Genomic DNA, 18,681 nt, shown 5'->3' on the forward strand with positions numbered 1-18,681 from the left:
GTGCTCTACTTTGAGTGGTAGCCGCGGGGCTATCGCTTACCGCGCTCGCGCAGCCGGCGGCAGCGCAGAGCGAAAGTAACTCGAGCAATCCGGCGAGTGAGTCCGGTAACACATCTGCCGTAGATCCGCTGAGCGATATCCAGAGCTGGCGGCACGATAAGCAGGCCGCCGCTGCTTTGCAAGCCATCGCTTCAGATTCGAAATTGCCTTTGACTGCCGGTTCTATGGTCTCGGTGAGTAGCCAACGAATCACCGTTGTAGACAGCGAATGGTTGACGACGACGGCTAAGCAAACAGGAATTCCCGAACGGGCCTTGCAGGCCTATCAAGGTGCTGCTTTATCGATTAGCCGCAGTAATCCAGGATGTCAGATCACCTGGGTCACGTTGGCTGGCGTAGGCAGCGTCGAATCCAACCACGGGCGGCACTGTGGGTCAGAGATTGGACCGGACGGAAATACTACCGTGCCGATTTTGGGACCGGTGCTTGATGGGCATGGCTTTGCGGGCATTCGCGATACCGATGCCGGCATGTTTGATGGTGACAAGCAGTGGGACCGAGCGGTTGGCCCGATGCAATTCATCCCGTCAACATGGGCTCGTTGGGGTACCGACGCGGATGGCGACGGCAAAGCGAATCCTTCCAATATTGACGATGCTGCGATGAGTGCGGGTCGTTATTTTTGCGCAAGTGGCGGTTCGCTGGCCAGCTCCGAGGGCTGGTTACAAGCGATACTGTCCTACAACCACTCAATCGATTACACGCGAAGCATGCGTAGTGCTGCGGACGGTTATGCAACCGCCGCTGGCGTGGCGACCGTGCCGGTTGAGTCGCCGCTCAGTGATCAGGACAAGAAGGACGGCGGCCGGGATGAGGGCAACAAGGACCCGGCCAAGCCCGTTGATCCAGCGCCAGCGCCTTCTTCACCGCCAACAACGCCGACGCCGGCTGAGCCTCCCGTTACGCCGCCGGTGACTCCACCGACTACGCCGCCGAGCTCTCCACCGACTACGCCGCCGAGCTCTCCACCGACCACTACACCAACTCCACCGAGAGAGCCGCCCGCTACGCCGCACACGTCATCTTCGTCGCCAACCGCGCCTTCTGCTGATCCATCAGGAGCTGCAAACCCGGCTGACCCAGCTAACAAAAACTCGACGGCTAACAACGGCGGACTATTAGGCCTACTCGGACTGTAGCAAGTTGACAATAGCGCCCAGAGTTTGGATCCATTGAGCGATTCCTGCTCCGAGCGGGTAACGTTTTACCTATGGCAGATCAGTCTCACAGTTACCCGTTCGGCACGCTTCTCACCGCGATGGTGACTCCGTTCACCGAGGACGGTCAAGTAGATCTGGACGAAGCCGCCAAGCTGGCGGTCAAACTGGTGGACGATGGTTGCGATGGCTTGGTAGTCACCGGCACTACCGGAGAGACGTCCACGCTGACTGACGAAGAAAACCTGGCGATGTTCAAGGCTGTCAAAGATGCTGTGGGCGGCCGCGCGGCAATCTTAGCGGGCACTGGCACCAATGACACCGCGCACTCCATTGCGCTGTCGCGGAAAGCTCAAGCGACCGGCGTCGACGGCTTGTTGATCGTCACCCCTTATTACAACAAGCCCAGCCAAGCCGGCGTGCAGGCCCACTTTGAGGCGATTGCGAACGCCACCGAGTTACCGATTATGGTTTATGACATTCCGGGACGCACCGGAATTCCAATTAACACCGAGACCATCATTCGGTTAGCAGACCATCCCCGGATTATTGCGCTCAAAGACGCCAAGGCAGATTTTGCTGCGGTAACCAGAGTGCTTGCGAACACGGACTTGGACGTATATTCGGGCGATGACGGCCTGACCCTTCCTTGGATGTCCGCGGGTGCTGTTGGTTGGGTTAGCGTGAGCGCACATGTTGCCACGCGACAATTCCGAACCTTAGTTGATGCTGCGTTGGCTGGCGATTTTACGACCGCACGCGAAGCTCACTTTGAGTTAGATCCATTGATCCGAGCCGTGATGACGCATATTCAAGGCGCCGTAGCGGCAAAACAGATTTTAAAGTGGCAGGGAGTCCTGCCCAACTCAGTGGTGAGATTACCGCTGGTGGAACCGAGCGAGGCTGAACTCGCTCCTATTATGGCCGACCTGCAAGAAGTTGGGTTCGAGCTAGGAATGGAATTTACCGTATGACCCAAGTTGCCCAACCAGGACTGCGAACTCCGCCCACCCTCAAAGAAGGAACCTTGCGGATTGTTCCGCTGGGTGGGTTGGGTGAGATCGGCCGGAATATGGCTGTTTTCGAAATTGACGGCAAGCTGCTCATTGTCGACTGTGGGGTGCTGTTCCCGGAAGAGACGCAGCCCGGCGTCGATCTGATTTTGCCTGATTTCTCTTATATTGAGGACCGACTGGACGACGTCGTCGCGGTGGTCTTGACGCATGGTCACGAAGACCACATTGGTGCGGTGCCGTATTTGCTTCGGCTGCGCAGTGATATCCCACTGATCGGCTCGCAGCTCACTTTGGCGCTGATCGAAGCAAAGCTTCAAGAGCACCGAATCAAGCCTTACACCATGGCGGTGACCGAAGGGCAAGTCGAAAAATTCGGCCCCTTCGAATGCGAATTTGTTGCCGTCAACCACTCCATCCCGGATGCCTTGGCGGTATTCATTCGAACTGCTGGCGGTAACGTTCTGCACACCGGTGACTTCAAGATGGACCAGTTGCCGCTGGATGGCAGAATCACAGATTTGCGCGCCTTCGCCCGCCTGGGTGAAGAAGGCGTGGATTTGTTCATGGCGGATTCGACCAACGCTGACGTACCGGGCTTCACCACGGCTGAGCGTGAAATCGGCCCAGTGCTGGATACCTTGTTTGGCCAGGCCGAGAAACGAATTATTGTCGCGTCATTCTCCTCGCATGTGCACCGAGTGCAGCAAGTGCTCAACGCTGCGGCATTACACGGTCGCAAAGTGGCTTTTGTTGGCCGATCGATGGTCCGGAACATGGGTATCGCTTCTCAACTGGGCTACCTTGACGTGCCAGAGAACATCCTGGTCGATATGAAAAACATCGAGAATCTGCCCGATTCGAAGATTGTGCTGATGAGCACCGGCTCCCAAGGCGAGCCGATGGCCGCGCTTTCGCGGATGGCCAATGGCGATCACCGCATTCAAGTTGGTCAGGGCGATACCGTGATTTTGGCCTCTTCGCTGATTCCGGGCAATGAAAACGCGGTTTTCCGGGTGATCAATGGCTTGCTCAAGCTTGGCGCTGACGTCATTCACAAGGGCAGCGCGAAAGTGCACGTCTCTGGGCATGCCGCGGCAGGGGAGTTGCTGTACTGCTACAACATCATCAAACCCCGTAACGCGATGCCCGTGCACGGCGAGACCCGGCATTTGATCGCTAACGGCAAGATCGCGCAGTCCGCTGGTGTGCCTGCCGAGAATGTGCTGCTGACCGACGGCGGCACGGTTGTCGATTTGAAGAATCACGTGGCGCGGATCGTTGGTCAAGTGGAGTGCGGATTCGTCTACGTTGACGGTTCTAGCGTGGGTGAGGTGACCGAGACCGATTTGAAGGATCGCCGAATCCTAGGTGACGAAGGCTTCATTTCCATTGTCACCGTGGTGAATCGCACCACCGGGAAGATTGTCTCTGGCCCGGAAATTCATGCCCGCGGTGTGGCGGAAGAAGACTCAGTGTTTGATGAGATTATTCCGAAAATCAACGCAGCGTTGGAGGAAGCCGTAATGGCGTCCAAGGATCACACCGCTTACCAACTACAGCAAGTAGTCCGGCACGTGGTGGGTACCTGGGTCAACCGAAAGCTCCGCCGTCGGCCAATGATCATTCCGGTGGTGTTGGAGGCGTAGTTCTCTGGGCCAAGCTGCATCTAGTAAGGGACGCCGACCAAATGGTGGGCGTCCCTTTTCTATCTCCGTGTTTTCTACTCAGGCGGCTGGGACGCGATCTAGTTCCGCGACGGAGGGTTTTCGGAGCAGTCGATAGTGCCGCGAGAATGGAACAAATCTCCAGGCCTGGTTGATTTCCTTCCCGCCAGTCACTGCGGTGCGGAAGGTGACCTGAAAACCCCAATATTCACCGAAAAAGGGATGAACTGGGGTGGGGCGCTGAAGCTCACGTTGGGCGGAGGAACGAGAGCCTGGCATGACGCAGAGCGGGCGGTCTACATTCGACGGCTGGACGAAGCGCTCAAATTTATCGTCGTCCCAGGTCAATATTGGAGCGCAAGGAAAACCGGTCTTGTATTTTTTTTGACAGCGGTGAAATTGTGATGGCTAACGGGATCATATTTTGTTCTTGATACCCATGTTCCAGTGCTAGCTCGGCGATTCTGCCGGAACCGGCAAATGGCTCCCACTAGGGTGCAGTTTCTGCGGGTTTGGGAGTCTTACATTCGCACAAATCGCGCCCAAGTGAGCTGGAGGACGTTGGTCAGGCACATACCGGAATGATTCCGGACCATAGCTGTCCGGAATCAACCACATCGAACATCCATCGGCGCGTAACGTCGAGCTATGGAAACCTTCACGCTGCGCGTCCCGCAAGCCGAACTTGATGATTTGCAGCTACGCCTCAACCGGACCCGAATTCCAAAGGTCACTGAGGCTTCAGGGTGGCCGGCCGGCGTCGACCTTAACGAGCTTCGGCAACTTATTGATTATTGGCAAGCGGACTACGATTGGCGTGCGATTGAAAGGCGAGTGAACTCCTTGCCGCAATTCACCGCGGACATTCAAGGCAGCACGATTCACTTCGTCCACCTGCGGTCGCGGAATCCGCAAGCTAAGACCTTGATTCTCTTACACGGCTGGCCGTATTCTTTTCTCGAGATGCTTCCGATGGCTGAACAACTCAACGACTTCAACGTGGTGGTGCCCTCGCTGCCAGGTTATGGCTTTTCCGAAGCGCCCAAGGGCCAGAGCTGGGTTGCCTCGGTTATCGGCTCGATGATGCTGGAGCTCATGACGCAGGTTCTTGGCTACGCAGAATTTTTCAGCTATGGCGAGGACGTCGGCGCAGGGGCAAGTAAGTGGATGGCGGCTACGCATCCGGAAGCCGTCCTTGGCCTATTCGCTACGCACGCTCCGCTTCCGAGCAAAGAGAGGCAAGTGGACCTGTCAGCAGAGGAACTGCGCTTTCAGGCTGATCTGGATGCGCGTTGGCACCGTGAAGAGGGATATTCTGCCGAACAAACCACCAAGCCGAACACCCTGGCCGTTGGGCTCAACGATTCGCCTGCCGGACTGCTGTCCTGGATCTTAGAGAAACTTCACGCTTGGCGCGGATCGGCTGCAGACTTTCGCGAAGATTGGACTAACCAGCAGATCATCGACACCGTCAGTCTCTATTGGTTCAGCCAAAGCATTGGCACCTCGTTCCGACCGTACTTCGAGTATTCGGGCGCCGCAGGGCTTGGCATGATCAATGTTCCGGTCGGTGCGCTGGTTCAATATGGCGAGCGTGGATTCCCACGCAGTTATCTTGCGCGTAGTTGTACGGATATTCGAATGTTCGAAACCATGGCCGACGGCGGTCATTTCACCGCCAAGGCGAGTCCCGAACAAGTAGCTGATGGATTCCGGAAGTTTGTTGCGCTTGCCCTGACGAAGTAGTGCCTTGATCCACTAAGGCATCCCGCAGAGCCGCAGCAACGCCGTCGTGATTGCCGCCAGCAATACCGATAGTGCCAACGGCACTTTGAACCAGCTGGACACACCACCGGCCAGGAAGCCAAGTGGCAAGGCGAAGCCCGCAAAATGCTGACCAGAGAACAGTGCGCTGCTGATCGCGACGGCGGCGAGCAAGGTGATGGTGCCACGCTCCAAAAGGGCCTCGGCTTCAGGGGAGAAGCTCATGGTGGAACGGAGCAGCACACCGCCGCTTCGTAACAAATATCCTCCGACGCCAAAGGCCGCAATGGCGATGAATACGGCTGTGCTGTTCATGCTTTCTTTCGTTTCGGTAAGACCAGTACGACGGCGAGTAGCGCCAGGAGCGGGGCCACGCCTTCGGGGACAAAAGGGATCGCGGCGAGCGCGACGGCGGTGCCCGCGGCGGCGGTCAGCAGCGTCTTCCCATCGCGCAGGCTGGGCGCGATCAAGGCGAGCAGTGCGGCCGGAAAAATGGCGTCTAGGCCAATAACTTCGGGTCGTTGCACAACCTGGCCAAGGAGGGCCCCGGTGAGGGCGCCCAGCGGCCAGCACAGCATGATACCCACTCCACAAAGCCAGAATGCGGCTCGTTTTTGTTGCAGTCCGGCGTGTGCTTTGGTAACAGCTACCGATTCATCGTTAACCAGATGTGCGCCGAGAATTTTTTGCCAACCGGGTCGCAAAAACTCTCCGGCAGTGATGCCGTAGGCAAAGTTCCGAATATTGACCAGCAGGCCAGCAACGACAGCTGCTACCAAGTTCCCTCTTGCGGCCGCGATACCGACGAACAGGAACTCTGAGGATGCAGCTAAAACTAGGATTGCGAGCGCCAGGATTTGCCACAGCGGGAATCCAGCCGCCTTGGCGGTCACACCATAAGAAATCCCGACGACCCCTACAGACAAACAAATAAGCAGAATTGACCGTATTGTTGGACGATCAAGTGTTCTCCATATCGAACGAATGTGGTCTACTCTGAAGTATGCAAGAGTGTTCGTCAAGGCGAACGAACGTCCGAAAGGAGAAGCGATTGTCGCTTAATGCGCCCCGCGAGCTCGTGGCCGCAGGACTGATTCGGGAGCGGGCCAGAGCTGGCTTGAGCCTTTCCGAAACTGCACGTCGAGCTGGAATTGCAAAGTCCACCTTGTCTCAACTCGAGTCTGGTGTGGGTAACCCGAGCGTCGAAACTTTGTGGGCAATTTGTACAGCCCTAGAAATCTCCTTTTCCCGTCTTGTCGATCCTCCGCAAGTGCGCAGTCAAGTTATTCGTGCCGGGCAGGGATCAAGATTTTCCGCTGATGGCGCAGACTATGTGGCGACGCTATTGGCGGTTTGTCCGCCCCGCGCTCGTCGAGACATCTTTCTCATTGCAGCTGAACCAGGGAGCGCTAAGGCTTCTGACCTTCACCCCTCCGGCACCATTGAACATGTGGTGATCAGCTCCGGTTCTGCCCTGGTCGGGCCGGCTGCCGCGCCAGTGAAATTGCAACCAGGCGACTACATCTCCTACGCGGGGGATGAGCTGCACGTATTTGAGGCGCTTGAGCCAGGCACCTCCGCCGTCTTGATTTCGGAGTCTGTGTAGGGCTGCTACCTAGTGCGCAATTTCACCGGACCGATTCGCAATCTGCCAAGGAACTAAAGAGCTGAGTTGGTTCGAAAGCATTGCATTCTGAGGCAGTGAGGCGAGCGTAGTTAGGTCAAGCAGCTAAGCCGCGAAACTCTTAATGTGCGCAATCATCGTGTCCAATGCAGCTTCAAGCGGCGCGGTATCCCGGCGCACCTGACTCAACAGAAGCCCGCCTTGTATTGCGGCCAGCAGTGCGGTGGCGAGCTGGTCGACTTCGGCCGCGTCCGAAAGCTTTCCCTGAGCCTTCATGGCGCTAAGGCCTGCCTTGATCGCCTCATCCCAGCGCGTGTATCCGATGGCCAAATCAGCGCGCGCTGCCGGGTCTGATTCAGAGAGTTCGCTCGCCAGCGAGCCGATGGGACAGCCGCCAACGCAGTGCCTCGCGCGCTGGTAGTCAACCATGCCATCGCGCCATTCTTGCATTGCTTCGAAGCTGTCTAGACCGTCTAGAAAGCTGTGTTGGATTCCCAGTACAACTTCGCTCTGATGTTCGACGACGGCCAGGACCAATCCATGCTTGTCGCCGAAATAGTGGTAAAGCTGCGAGGTGCTGACTCGTGCGGCCTTTTGCACATCCTCCATGCTGGTGCCGCCGACGCCATTGATCAGCATCAGCTCGGCAGCGACCGAGGCAATTCTGGCGCGAGTGGCTTGACCCTTGACTGTGAGCGTTTTCATAACGTCATACTACCAATTTTGGAGTTGACACTACAAAAAATACTCAACAGAATTGGATTAATTACTCAAAAACGGGGTATCTGAGCACCGAGGATGATCATGAGCAACGAACTCTCTGGAAAAACAGCTCTCGTTACCGGAAGTACGAGCGGCATTGGTAAAGCAGCTGCGGTCAAACTTGCCGCACTGGGGGCCCACGTGGTGTTGACCTGACGCGATCAAGAACGCGGTCAGCGTGCGGTCAAGGAAATTATCGAAAGCGGCGGTCAGGCGGACTTCATCGCCCTTACTCTCGAGGATGCCAGCTCAGCAAAAGAGCTTGCGCGCCAAGCCTTAGCTGTCGGCGGAGGGCGGGTAGATATTTTGGTCAACAATGCGGGAATCTTTCCGGCAGGACCAACAGCTGACACCTTAGAGAGTGACTTTGATGCCACCTTCAACACCAATGTGAAGGTGCCCTATTTCTTAGTTGCTGAACTGGCGCCGTTGATGGTTGCCCATGGCGGCGGATCGATCATCAATGTGACCACGATGGTTGCTGAATTTTGTATGGCCGGAATGGCCCTTTATGGCGCGAGTAAAGCCGCGTTGGTCTTGTTGACCAAATCGTGGGCGGCAGAATTTGGCGCGCAGGGTGTGCGGGTCAATGCGGTCAGCCCCGGCCCAACTCAGACCGAAGGAACGGCTGTATTCGGCGACGAAGCGATCGCCCAGCTGGTGTCGACGGTCCCGGCAGGGCGTTCGGCGCAGCCTGAAGAAATCGCCGACGCGATCGTTTACCTGGCAACGGAGCGTTCCAGCTTTGTGCAGGGAGCAATCTTGCCGGTAGACGGCGGCCGGATCGCAGTTTAGCCCGGCCGGCCACTTGTGCGCAGTTGAGCCGGGTTGCGGAGCGGCACACCCTGCTCAACTGCGCACAGGTGAGGTGAGAGCCGGTAGTCCAAGAGAGTATTCACGCCGAAATCCCCGAAATTGTGGGTACACACAGGTAGCGTGGAGATATGGCGACTCGAACTTCTCCCGTGCGCCCGTCAACTGGTCGTGCCCCAAGCAAGGCGAAAACACCGGCTGGCGGCTCTCGCACGCGGTCCCAAGCACCCGAACCCGAGATCAAACCTGTCTGGCCCGTGCGCGCAGTCGTCGGGCTTTGGCAAGGTTTGGGTCATCTGATCGGCGGCGGCATCCGCCGGATCGGTCACGATGTATCTGTCCTTGACCACGCGGTACGGCGAGACGGCAGCGCGCTCTTTTTGCTGGTCCTCGCGGTAGGAATTGCCACCTTTGAGTGGTGGGGTCTGACTGGTTGGTTTGCCGACGGAGTCCATGAGGTGGTTGAAGGCACTGTCGGCTGGATGGGCATGATTGTGCCCCTGATGCTGTTCATCGGCGCGGTCCGCCAGTTCCGTTACCCAGAGAACGTTCGTGCGAATAACCGAATCGCTATCGGATTCGTGGTGATGACAGTTGCTGGATCAGCAATTGCGCACCTAGCTGGCGGGCAACCAGGGTTAGCCAGTGGATTCGACGGCGTGCGCAAAGCGGGTGGAACGATTGGCTTCCTCGCCGCCTCGCCGCTGTCTGCGCTCAACATCTGGTTAGCGGTGCTGATTTACACAGTTTTGGCTTTTGTTAGCGTACTGATTGTGACGGCGACGCCGTTTCGGGCTATTCCGACGCGGTTGCGTGGCCTGTACGAGCACCTGATGGGCCAGGATCCGCATGCGGAACCGACCGGCGACGAGCACGACCAAAGCTATCTTTATGATCGCGATTTGGCCGAAGAAAAGACCAAGAAGCGGGATAAGAAGTCCTTGTTCGGCCGGAAAAAACACGACGACGCCGAGACCTCAGTGCTCGACGGTTTTGACGGCGATGAGGCTTTTGAACACGCGATAGTTGACCCGGTAGATACCGCACCGACTGAGCCGGTGGTGCCGCCCGGCGTCCGACGGCCAACTAAGTCCGAGATCGCAGCGGAGAAACTCAAAGCCTCGCAGGGGATTGGTTCTGCTGAGCCTGTTACTGAGGCAATATCGTTGGCCGCAACTATGCCGCCAAAACCTTCGATCAACCCGACCGTCGCAGTCAATGCTTTGGTGCCACAGCCGCCGGGTACGCCGATTCCGCAACGGACCGAGCAACTCAGCTTGGCTGGGGACGTCACTTATACCTTGCCGGATTCTGAGATTTTGACCCCCGGCACGATGCCTAAGGAACGCACGGAAGCGAATGACGCGGTAGTAGCTGCACTGACTAACGTGCTGACCCAATTCGGTGTAGACGCCAAGGTCACTGGATTCTCCCGTGGACCGACGGTCACTCGTTACGAGATTGAGCTGGGCGCCGGCACCAAGGTCGAACGCGTTACTGCGTTGTCAAAGAATATTTCCTACGCGGTAGCCAGCGCGGATGTTCGTATCCTGTCGCCAATACCGGGTAAGTCTGCCATTGGCATCGAAATCCCGAATACCGACCGCGAGACCGTTTCACTCGGTGATGTGCTGCGCAGTCAGAATGCTCGGCGCACTGACCACCCGATGCTTATGGGCGTCGGTAAAGACGTTGAGGGTGGTTTCGTCGTCGCGAATTTGGCGAAGATGCCACACCTTTTGGTTGCTGGTGCGACCGGTGCGGGTAAGTCGTCGTTTGTGAACTCAATGATCACCTCGATTTTGATGCGTTCGACGCCGGATGAGGTCCGGATGGTCATGGTGGACCCGAAGCGGGTTGAACTGACCGCTTACGAAGGTGTACCGCACTTGATCACGCCGATCATCACGAATCCGAAGAAGGCTGCAGAAGCGTTGCAATGGGTGGTCCGCGAAATGGATACCCGTTATGACGATCTATCTAACTTCGGTTTCAAGCACATTGATGATTTCAATAAGGCGGTCAGAGCAGGCAAAGTGAAATTGCCGCCGGATTCAAAACGGATTCTCAAGCCATACCCGTACCTGTTGGTGATCGTCGACGAGCTTGCGGACCTCATGATGGTTGCCCCGCGTGATGTGGAAGATTCCATCGTGCGAATCACTCAGCTTGCTCGCGCCGCCGGTATCCACCTGGTACTGGCTACTCAGCGGCCTTCGGTCGACGTTGTGACAGGTTTGATCAAAGCCAATGTGTCGTCGCGTATGGCTTTTGCAACCTCATCCGTGACCGACTCAAGAGTTGTTTTGGATCAGCCTGGCGCTGAGAAGCTTATTGGCCAAGGTGACGCGCTGTTCCTGCCCATGGGTGCGTCCAAGGCGATCCGAGTCCAAGGAGCGTGGGTGACCGAATCTGAAATTCACCAGGTCGTGGAGCACGTCAAGGGTCAGCTTCAGGCGGTCTACCGTGACGATGTTGCGGTCGAAGCTCCGAAGAAGCAGATCGACGAAGAGATCGGCGACGATCTTGACGTGCTGTTGCAAGCAACCGAATTGGTCATTACGACTCAATTTGGCTCGACGTCGATGTTGCAGCGCAAGCTTCGCGTCGGCTTTGCAAAAGCTGGGCGATTGATGGATCTGCTTGAGTCTCGGGGGATCGTTGGCCCTTCGGAAGGTTCCAAAGCGCGTGATGTGCTGGTCAAGCCAGACGATCTTGCCGCGACGTTGGCAGCGATCCGCGGCGATGGTCCTCCCACCGGTTCTGCGGTGGACCCGACGATTGCCGCTTTGGCAGCGAACGCCAATGTGAATCAAGGATTCGACGGCCCGGTGGATCTGGTGGCGCAAGATCTAAATGCCAGAGCTCAAGCAGTTGAGTATCACGACGGCGACGAAGGCGGCGAAGACGCCTGGCAGCTCACTGGGCGTTAGCTCAGAGTCGTGATTAGTTTGCCGGATCAACGTATCCTGGCGCTGGTTCAGCACCGACGAATTCTTCGTAGGTGCTGAAACCTGAAGCGCGCATCAACGTTGCACGTTCCACACCGATATAACGAAAATGCCAAGGCTCAAAGACATAGCCAGTAATTGAGTTCTTTGTCCCGGGGATAGCGCAGTATGAAACCAAATCTGTGCGAATTTGCTGCCACCCAGATTCCAGCCGGCTCGTCAGCAAAACTTTCTTCCAGTAGATCGGTGTCGCCAGCAGCGGCGATATCCATGGTCAATCCGGTCTAGTGTTCGGAGTAACCCGGCCTAGCAGAATATGTTTCCGCGAGCTTTTGCCCATCGCGCTCCACATAGTAGTTGAAGACCTGGGTTTGCAGCTGAAACGACCTATAAGCGCTGACAATAATTAGATCGTGACCCTGCAGCTTTGCTTCAGTAAACATCAGTTCTGCGGCGGTAGCCGCTTCTTTGCGTACCTGACGGATTTCAGGATTGCTCGAAATATTGGGCACGTTCGGCACAACCAGGTCCGCTGGCGCAAAATTCAATGGATTGAGCGGGCGCCGTTTGTTAACCAAGAGCGAGTAGCTGTTCGGATCATTCAAATCTGCGCCCTCAACCTCTGCACTTGCTCGTGAATCTTCTACCTCGGCATCGAACGGCCGAGTATTGGCCAATGCTGAGTTGCCGCCCGTAACTACAAGTGCAACGGTACCTACGGCCGCTAATGAAAACGTTCGGCGAGATGGATTGTTTAGCCAGCTCGAATTGTTCTCCGAAGACATTCAACTCCTCCCCGAGTATTTTCTGCCTATCAATTCATGAAAACCATACCTGGAGTGCCCTAACGTTGTCCAGCATGAACTCATTCAGCGATCTTTAGCGGGCTGATCTGTTTTGCGTCCAATGAAGTTATCCATGGTCCCATAAATTCCGAAGACCTTATCCGCTAAAACGTCCCAGGCGCGCACCGGCAGGATGCCCTTGAGTACCTTTCCCAGTTGGTGTAGTCCAGGGCATGATCAAATACGGCTTGCCCACCTTGAGCGCGTGCCAGACTTTGTTGACTACGTCTTCTGGCGAGAGCAAGGGTGTGAGCAAAATGGATTTGACGCCGGCAAACATTCCGGTCGAAATATAGGTTGGGCAGACCGTGGTGACTTTGATGTTTCGGTGCCCGGTCTTTGCTAGTTCGATCCTTAAGGAGTCGCTCCAGCCGACCGCTGCCCATTTAGACGCCGCATACAAACTCATTTTGGGATTCGATACCAGTCCGGCCCCCGAGGCGATGGTTACTATGCGCTTTTGGCCAGGAGACGCCATCATCGTTGGCAAAAACGCCCTGGTGATGTGCATTGGTGCTAGAGCATTTATTCGCATGGTGAGCTCAATATCGGCGTCGTGATCGTGATCCCAAAAATATTTACCGCGCACAATGCCAGCATTATTGATCAAAACGTCGGGAGCGCCGACGTCGGAAAGCACCCGGGCTGCCGTCGTTCGAATCGCATCGAGTGAACTGACATCTACGGTGTAGACATGGACTTTTGGCCCGGAGATCTCGTTGACTGCTTTGGCTAGCAATTCGCCATTGATATCCCACAAAATCACATCACTGGCACCATCTTGCGCAGCAAGATCCGCGTAGAGCCGCCCCATTCCCATGGCCGCGCCGGTGATGAGCAACGTCTTTCCGCGTACATTGATAGTCTCCATGCTTCGTTCCTCCCCCATTGCAGCAATCAAGTGGTCGAAGAGTTCTGCGACCGCCGCTCTCACCTGTACAGTGTTACATATGGAGTCACAAAGTACCATCGCTTCATTTGAGAAGAACTCGGCGACTGTGGAGCGACTGCCCGACGCGACGAAGGACGCGGTGATCGATCATGGGGTTCGGCTAACCACGGTCCAAGACATTTTCGACGCGCGCTGGCGTCTCTACGAATGACTTTTTACCGGCACTTCGGCTCGGTGCCTGAGGCCGTGCGGTTGGCACTGACTCGCGAATTTGAACAGGTAGTGACTACCGTATCGAGCCTCACTGCCGCCGGAAATGCGCGAGAACGCCTGGTGCAATTCGCAGTGGCTGGCGTTCGGGCGTATGCGGCAGACCCCATGGTGCTGTCCATTGTGGCAAGGGACCCAGAGCTGTTGATGCCCTATTTGACGGAGCGCTTTGGTGCCAGTCAGGAGCTGATTTTGGCAGCGATGGCACCCTTGCTAGGAGCCGGAATCGAGGATCGCTCGGTAGAAGTCAGCGAGATCACCGCCACGATGGTTTTGATCTTGATGCAGGCAGTTGCAGTGCCGGCGAAAACCCTTGCGGGCCGAGGGCAGCTTGAATCGGCGCTTGAAGAACTGGCGCTAATTCTTGATGTATTTCTCGATCCTGCTAAGCGTGAGCGGGCCAGCGGCACCGGCGCGGGCTAAGGTAGGACCGTGATGGATCAGCAACGAAGTACCGTGTCGCCATTGAATATTGCCAACGTGCTCACCGCACTGCGAATTGTTCTGGTGCCTTTCTTTATCTGGTTTCTGTTGGCCGATGAGCAGCACTATTCCTGGTGGCGATGGGCTGCCGTCGTCGTGTTCTCAGTCGCAATTTACACTGACAAGCTCGACGGCGATTTGGCTCGAAAGCACAACTTAGTTACGGATTTCGGCAAGATCGCGGATCCCATTGCGGACAAACTACTTATTGGTGCTGCGCTGATCATTCTTTCTGGTCTGAACGAACTTTCCTGGTGGATCACCGTTCTTATTTTGATCCGAGAGATCGGTATTACGGTTTTGAGATTTGTGGTGATCCGTTACGGTGTTATTCCAGCTTCTCGTGGCGGCAAGATTAAGACCGTACTGCAGACAGTGGCGATTTTCCTCTATCTTTTGCCTTGGACACCGCAGTGGCTTTGGCTCAGCGTGATCGCGCTGATCGTCATGATTGCGGCTTTGCTAGTTACGCTTGTCACCGGCATTGACTACATTGTCCAGGCGGCCCGCCTGCGCTGGCGCGGTATGGCTTCCGGCATCCAGTCATGACTGATTTGCCGTCGCGGGTTGCGCCAAATGCTCTGGACAAACAGAAATTGGTCCAGCAACTGAAATCGCGTTCACTGACTCTTGCCACCGCAGAGTCGTTAACAGGCGGCGCCTTGGCCGCGGAATTCGTGTCAGTACCCGGCGTATCGGCGGTTTATCAGGGTGGCGTCATTGCCTATCAAAACAGCGTTAAGACGTCGGCGCTTTTCGTTTCGGAAGATTTACTGATTCGTCATGGATCCGTTGATGCCGAAGTTGCTGGTCAGATGGCGCTTGGCGTATGCAAAGCTATTGGCGCACGGGTTGGAATTTCCACTACCGGCGCAGCCGGACCAGAGCCACACGATGGAAAGCCAGTAGGCACGGTGTTTATAGCCGTAGCGCTCGATGGAAAGCTTTCGACTGCCGAACTCCACTTCGACGGTGATCGTGAAGCGATTCGAACAATGGCCGTAGCGGAAGCATTGCGTATGCTTTCGGTCGAAGTCGGTTCCTTCGAAAATTCTTCACAGGAATCTCCAGGGAACGTACCGGGAACAAAACATTTCGATGGATAGTTATTGATTATGTCTGCATCGGCTAGAAAAGCCGCCTAGGATAAAACGTAAGCAATCCCCGAGACCGGGGAGATGAGAAGGAGCAGCGATACAAATGGTGAAACAACCCGTATCCGTAAACGGCGTAGTGCGCTGGCGGGATGTGGGTTTGGCAAACGAAGCCAAAGTGGCTCCCGGAGCGCAAAAAAAGATGGTGGTGCTTCGACACGAAATTGGGGACGTTTTGCGAGACCTGCGTCAGCGTCAAGGGCGTACTTTACGTGAAGTGTCCCATAACGCCAGAGTGTCGCTAGGTTATTTGAGTGAAGTAGAACGCGGACAAAAGGAAGCTTCTTCCGAATTGCTGTCCTCGATCTGCTCTGCTTTGGATGTGCCATTTTCGCTCATGTTGCGCGAAGTGAGCGACCGCCTGGCAATCGCTGAAGGCGTCTCGGTTCCAGATACCGTTCCTCAGGAGTTCGCCGCTCGATACGGCCGTACCTTGGACGATGAAATTTCCGCCGAGTTCCCGTCACCCGCTTATAACTAGACCAACAATAAAGACATAAACCGAGGGCCGGTTCGATACTGCGAGGTATAGAACCGGCCCTCGTAGGTTCACTTTGAGCTAGGAAGTTTCTTCTTTGCTGCTCGTTGTGGAGCTTTCAAACTCGTCATTGAACTTACCCAGCAACCGAGCAAGATGCCTGACGTCCTCGGGCGACCAGGCTGCAAGCCGGTCGTCCATGGCCTTTTTTCTGGCCGACTGGACGGTGACAATTTGCTTGGTCCCGCGAGCGGTTAAATTGATCAACTGAGCACGACCATCGAGCGGGTCATCGAGCTTGTGAACTAATTCAATCTTCTCCAAAAAAGCGATTTGCCTACTCACAGAAGGCTTCCCAACCCCGATGTTTGCGGCCAGATCCGTCAAGCGCATAGAGCCTTCGCGAGCCAAGATCGCCAGCAAGCCGTACGCGGCGGGGTCGAGATCTGGGTGGATTTCGCGAGCTAGCTGATAGGAGACAGCTCGGGAACGCCTCCACAGTAGGCTGAGCTGAGCTTCAGCGGCCTCGATCACGGCCTCGTCTGGTTTCTCCACGCCGGGCTTGGAGGGGGATGGAGATTGTCGGCGGCCATCTTTTGGGGTCGTCATTGATCCAGTGTAGTGGTGATGTGTTGCCGTGTGGCGATTGATTTGTGATTCGACTGCAGGTCCATGGGAGGATCACAGTATGCGAGTAAGCGAGTTTTGGCGTCTGATGGAAGACGAATTCGGCCCAGCTTATGTTGGTTCGTTGGCTCGTGACGTGGTGCTTTCGGCGGCCGGTGGCAGATCGGCGGTCGACGCACTCGACGCCGGTGTCGATCCGAAATCGATCTGGCTGGCGATATGCGAACTGCAGGATGTTCCTTTGGATCGCAGGTTCGGCAAGGATGTTAGAGCTAAACGGAGTCGCTAGTCGGTGCCTCCCGAATCTCTTGTTACTGAATCAATTGCGACACGCCGTCGAGCCATTCGAATATCTGTTCGGATAACGGTAGAGTTCAGAACAGAAAATTACTTGTCCTGCATATCGGGCCGAGAGCCATATTTATCCACAGTAACGGCCATTTCGAACTACCCGACGAATATTGTCGGTGGCCCGCCGTAGCCTCGGAGATAGCGGGTTGGACGCAAGTTCAGCCCAAGGCCAGGTAAGCCCGCAATATCGGAAAAGAAAGCATCGAGGTGTCATGATGGCAGCATCGGCAGATCGCGAAAAAGCTCTAGAAGCAGCACTCGCCCAAATTGACAAGCAGTTCGGCAAGGGCTCAATCATGCGGCTGGGCGACGAAGTTCGTGCCCCGATTGAGACGATTCCAACAGGTTCAATTGCGCTGGATGTTGCTTTGGGTATTGGTGGACTACCTCGCGGCCGTATTGTGGAGATCTATGGACCAGAGTCTTCCGGTAAGACGACGGTTGCACTGCACGCAGTAGCCAATGCGCAGCGTGCCGGTGGTATCGCGGCGTTTATCGATGCCGAGCATGCTTTGGATCCTGACTACGCTGCAAAGCTGGGCGTCGACGTGGACGCTTTGTTAGTATCGCAGCCGGATACGGGCGAGCAAGCACTAGAGATCATGGACATGCTCATTGGCTCTGGTTCATTGGATATCGTGGTTATTGACTCGGTGGCTGCGTTGGTTCCCCGCGCTGAAATCGAAGGCGAGATGGGCGATAGCCACGTTGGTTTGCAGGCTCGATTGATGAGCCAGGCGCTACGTAAGATCACCGGGCGTCTCAGCCAGACCAAAACTACCGCAATTTTCATTAACCAGTTGCGCGAGAAAATTGGCGTTTTCTTCGGTAGCCCGGAGACCACCAGCGGCGGCAAGGCTTTGAAGTTTTACGCGTCGGTACGCATTGATGTTCGGCGAATTCAGACCCTCAAGGAGGGCGCTGATTCGGTGGGTAACCGCACGAAGGCAAAGATCGTGAAAAATAAGATGGCCCCGCCGTTCAAAATCGCTGAATTCGACATTATTTATGGTCAGGGGATTTCGCGTGAAGGCGGGATCATCGACATGGGTGTGGAACATGGCATCATCAAAAAATCAGGATCCTGGTTTACCTATGAAGGTGACCAACTGGGTCAGGGGATGGAGAACTCTCGACGGTTCCTTCGAGATAACCCGGAACTGGCAGAGGAACTCGAGCGACTCATTAAGGAAAAGCTCGGAGTTGGCGTCAAGGCAACAACTTCCGAAGATGAGGCTGCCTCGAAATTGCGTGCCGTGGACGGCGCCTAAGTTCATCTCACGATGCAGTATTTCGGGCCTCGAGCGATTCGGTTGCGACCATTAGTTGGCTTAACAGGAGGGTTAACTAATGGTCGCCCGTGAAAAAGCAGCCGTTCAACAGGACCCTGAGGCGCTTGCGAGAGCCATCGTGCTGCGGCAGCTGACCAATTCGCCCAAGAGCTTAGGAAGCAATTGGCGGATAAATTGGCCGCGCGGGAGGTACCGGGCGAAGTTGCTCAGATCGTCTTGGACCGTTTTGAAGAAGTTCAATTGATCGATGACGCTGAGTTTGCAAAAATGTGGGTTCGGTCGCGCGCACAATCAAGGTCTTTGGCCAAAGGCGCGTTACGCCGCGAACTTTCGGAAAAGGTATATCCAAAGAACTAGCGGATGAAGCCTTAGCGCAGCTTAGTGACGACGATGAAACGAGCGCTGCAGAGCAATTGATACGTCGAAAGTTGCGCACAACAACTGATGTTCAGGACCGTGGGGCAAGAGACAAACTCTG

General features: G+C 55.8%; 21 protein-coding genes and 2 pseudogenes. 16 read left to right on the forward strand and 7 right to left on the reverse strand.

Annotation, left to right across the window (positions count from 1 at the left end):
• Positions 1 to 14 precede the first annotated feature (14 nt).
• From RSAL33209_RS02980 to RSAL33209_RS03000, 5 genes are all read left to right on the forward strand, one after another.
• Positions 15 to 1,199 (forward strand): lytic transglycosylase domain-containing protein, encoded by a 1,185-nt coding sequence (locus RSAL33209_RS02980; protein WP_012244146.1) that lies wholly within the window; start codon positions 15 to 17, stop codon positions 1,197 to 1,199.
• Between the two features lie 71 nt (positions 1,200 to 1,270).
• Complete coding sequence (gene dapA / locus RSAL33209_RS02985; protein WP_012244147.1) at positions 1,271 to 2,191, forward strand: 4-hydroxy-tetrahydrodipicolinate synthase; 921 nt, start codon at positions 1,271 to 1,273, stop codon at positions 2,189 to 2,191.
• Positions 2,188 to 3,879, forward strand: coding sequence for a ribonuclease J (locus tag RSAL33209_RS02990; protein WP_012244148.1), 1,692 nt, complete (start codon positions 2,188 to 2,190; stop codon positions 3,877 to 3,879). Before dapA ends, RSAL33209_RS02990 begins: the two co-directional genes overlap by 4 nt.
• Before the next feature lie 135 nt (positions 3,880 to 4,014).
• Entirely contained in the window at positions 4,015 to 4,302 is a 288-nt protein-coding gene (locus RSAL33209_RS02995; protein WP_012244149.1) for a hypothetical protein, read from the forward strand.
• A gap of 243 nt (positions 4,303 to 4,545) precedes the next feature.
• Positions 4,546 to 5,643 (forward strand): epoxide hydrolase family protein, encoded by a 1,098-nt coding sequence (locus RSAL33209_RS03000; RefSeq protein ID WP_012244150.1) that lies wholly within the window; start codon positions 4,546 to 4,548, stop codon positions 5,641 to 5,643.
• 12 nt (positions 5,644 to 5,655) lie between these two features.
• On the opposite strand, the gene RSAL33209_RS03005 is transcribed toward RSAL33209_RS03000, so the two are convergent.
• Entirely contained in the window at positions 5,656 to 5,976 is a 321-nt protein-coding gene (locus RSAL33209_RS03005) for an AzlD domain-containing protein (RefSeq protein ID WP_012244151.1), read from the reverse strand.
• The gene (locus tag RSAL33209_RS03010) at positions 5,973 to 6,683 is read right to left on the reverse strand and encodes an AzlC family ABC transporter permease (protein ID WP_012244153.1); all 711 of its coding nucleotides are present in this window, start codon (positions 6,681 to 6,683) and stop codon (positions 5,973 to 5,975) included. The genes RSAL33209_RS03005 and RSAL33209_RS03010 overlap by 4 nt, the downstream gene beginning before the upstream one ends.
• Positions 6,684 to 6,712: 29 nt before the next feature.
• Here RSAL33209_RS03010 and RSAL33209_RS03015 point away from each other — a divergent pair, with 29 nt between their 5' ends.
• Positions 6,713 to 7,267 (forward strand): helix-turn-helix domain-containing protein, encoded by a 555-nt coding sequence (locus tag RSAL33209_RS03015; RefSeq protein ID WP_041684356.1) that lies wholly within the window; start codon positions 6,713 to 6,715, stop codon positions 7,265 to 7,267.
• A gap of 123 nt (positions 7,268 to 7,390) precedes the next feature.
• On the opposite strand, the gene RSAL33209_RS03020 is transcribed toward RSAL33209_RS03015, so the two are convergent.
• A complete protein-coding gene (locus RSAL33209_RS03020) occupies positions 7,391 to 7,990 on the reverse strand; it encodes a TetR/AcrR family transcriptional regulator (RefSeq protein WP_012244154.1) in 600 nt (199 codons plus the stop codon).
• Between the two features lie 99 nt (positions 7,991 to 8,089).
• Between RSAL33209_RS03020 and RSAL33209_RS03025 the strand changes: the two are divergent.
• Both RSAL33209_RS03025 and RSAL33209_RS03030 read left to right on the forward strand, forming a co-directional pair.
• Positions 8,090 to 8,842: pseudogene (locus tag RSAL33209_RS03025) on the forward strand (SDR family NAD(P)-dependent oxidoreductase).
• 149 nt (positions 8,843 to 8,991) lie between these two features.
• On the forward strand, positions 8,992 to 11,793 hold the full coding sequence (locus tag RSAL33209_RS03030; protein WP_012244157.1) for an FtsK/SpoIIIE family DNA translocase: 2,802 nt from the start codon (positions 8,992 to 8,994) through the stop codon (positions 11,791 to 11,793).
• Between the two features lie 13 nt (positions 11,794 to 11,806).
• Here RSAL33209_RS03030 and RSAL33209_RS18495 read toward each other — a convergent pair whose 3' ends face one another.
• From RSAL33209_RS18495 to RSAL33209_RS03040, 3 genes and pseudogenes are all read right to left on the reverse strand, one after another.
• The gene (locus tag RSAL33209_RS18495; RefSeq protein ID WP_233496592.1) at positions 11,807 to 12,037 is read right to left on the reverse strand and encodes a M15 family metallopeptidase domain-containing protein; all 231 of its coding nucleotides are present in this window, start codon (positions 12,035 to 12,037) and stop codon (positions 11,807 to 11,809) included.
• Positions 11,931 to 12,596, reverse strand: a pseudogene (locus tag RSAL33209_RS19500) (M15 family metallopeptidase). Before RSAL33209_RS19500 ends, RSAL33209_RS18495 begins: the two are co-directional and overlap by 107 nt.
• A 157-nt stretch (positions 12,597 to 12,753) precedes the next feature.
• Positions 12,754 to 13,527 (reverse strand): SDR family oxidoreductase, encoded by a 774-nt coding sequence (locus RSAL33209_RS03040; protein WP_233496570.1) that lies wholly within the window; start codon positions 13,525 to 13,527, stop codon positions 12,754 to 12,756.
• Positions 13,528 to 13,606: 79 nt separating this feature from the next.
• On the opposite strand from RSAL33209_RS03040, the gene RSAL33209_RS16860 reads away from it, so the two are divergent.
• From RSAL33209_RS16860 to RSAL33209_RS03060, 5 genes are all read left to right on the forward strand, one after another.
• A complete protein-coding gene (locus RSAL33209_RS16860; protein ID WP_155116070.1) occupies positions 13,607 to 13,759 on the forward strand; it encodes a hypothetical protein in 153 nt (50 codons plus the stop codon).
• Positions 13,756 to 14,241, forward strand: coding sequence for a TetR/AcrR family transcriptional regulator (locus RSAL33209_RS03045; protein WP_012244162.1), 486 nt, complete (start codon positions 13,756 to 13,758; stop codon positions 14,239 to 14,241). Before RSAL33209_RS16860 ends, RSAL33209_RS03045 begins: the two co-directional genes overlap by 4 nt.
• Before the next feature lie 12 nt (positions 14,242 to 14,253).
• Positions 14,254 to 14,850, forward strand: coding sequence for a CDP-diacylglycerol--glycerol-3-phosphate 3-phosphatidyltransferase (pgsA, locus tag RSAL33209_RS03050; protein ID WP_041684358.1), 597 nt, complete (start codon positions 14,254 to 14,256; stop codon positions 14,848 to 14,850).
• Entirely contained in the window at positions 14,847 to 15,407 is a 561-nt protein-coding gene (locus RSAL33209_RS03055) for a CinA family protein (protein WP_012244164.1), read from the forward strand. Before pgsA ends, RSAL33209_RS03055 begins: the two co-directional genes overlap by 4 nt.
• A 94-nt stretch (positions 15,408 to 15,501) precedes the next feature.
• Positions 15,502 to 15,936 (forward strand): helix-turn-helix domain-containing protein, encoded by a 435-nt coding sequence (locus RSAL33209_RS03060; protein WP_012244165.1) that lies wholly within the window; start codon positions 15,502 to 15,504, stop codon positions 15,934 to 15,936.
• Between the two features lie 78 nt (positions 15,937 to 16,014).
• Here the strand turns inward: RSAL33209_RS03060 and RSAL33209_RS03065 are convergent, their stop codons facing one another.
• Complete coding sequence (locus tag RSAL33209_RS03065; protein WP_012244166.1) at positions 16,015 to 16,542, reverse strand: MarR family winged helix-turn-helix transcriptional regulator; 528 nt, start codon at positions 16,540 to 16,542, stop codon at positions 16,015 to 16,017.
• 79 nt (positions 16,543 to 16,621) lie between these two features.
• Here RSAL33209_RS03065 and RSAL33209_RS03070 point away from each other — a divergent pair, with 79 nt between their 5' ends.
• From RSAL33209_RS03070 to RSAL33209_RS19935, 3 genes are all read left to right on the forward strand, one after another.
• Positions 16,622 to 16,849 carry a DUF3046 domain-containing protein gene (locus RSAL33209_RS03070; protein ID WP_041684360.1) on the forward strand — a complete coding sequence of 76 codons (228 nt, stop codon included), beginning with the start codon at positions 16,622 to 16,624 and terminating at the stop codon, positions 16,847 to 16,849.
• Positions 16,850 to 17,126: 277 nt separating this feature from the next.
• On the forward strand, positions 17,127 to 18,182 hold the full coding sequence (recA, locus tag RSAL33209_RS03075; RefSeq protein ID WP_041685083.1) for a recombinase RecA: 1,056 nt from the start codon (positions 17,127 to 17,129) through the stop codon (positions 18,180 to 18,182).
• A 183-nt stretch (positions 18,183 to 18,365) separates the two neighbouring features.
• Positions 18,366 to 18,560, forward strand: a complete 195-nt coding sequence (locus RSAL33209_RS19935; protein ID WP_012244169.1) for a RecX family transcriptional regulator — start codon at positions 18,366 to 18,368, stop codon at positions 18,558 to 18,560.
• The last annotated feature ends 121 nt before the right edge of the window (positions 18,561 to 18,681 follow it).

It is taken from the genome of Renibacterium salmoninarum ATCC 33209, from assembly GCF_000018885.1.
Classification (GTDB): Bacteria; Actinomycetota; Actinomycetes; order Actinomycetales; family Micrococcaceae; genus Renibacterium; species Renibacterium salmoninarum.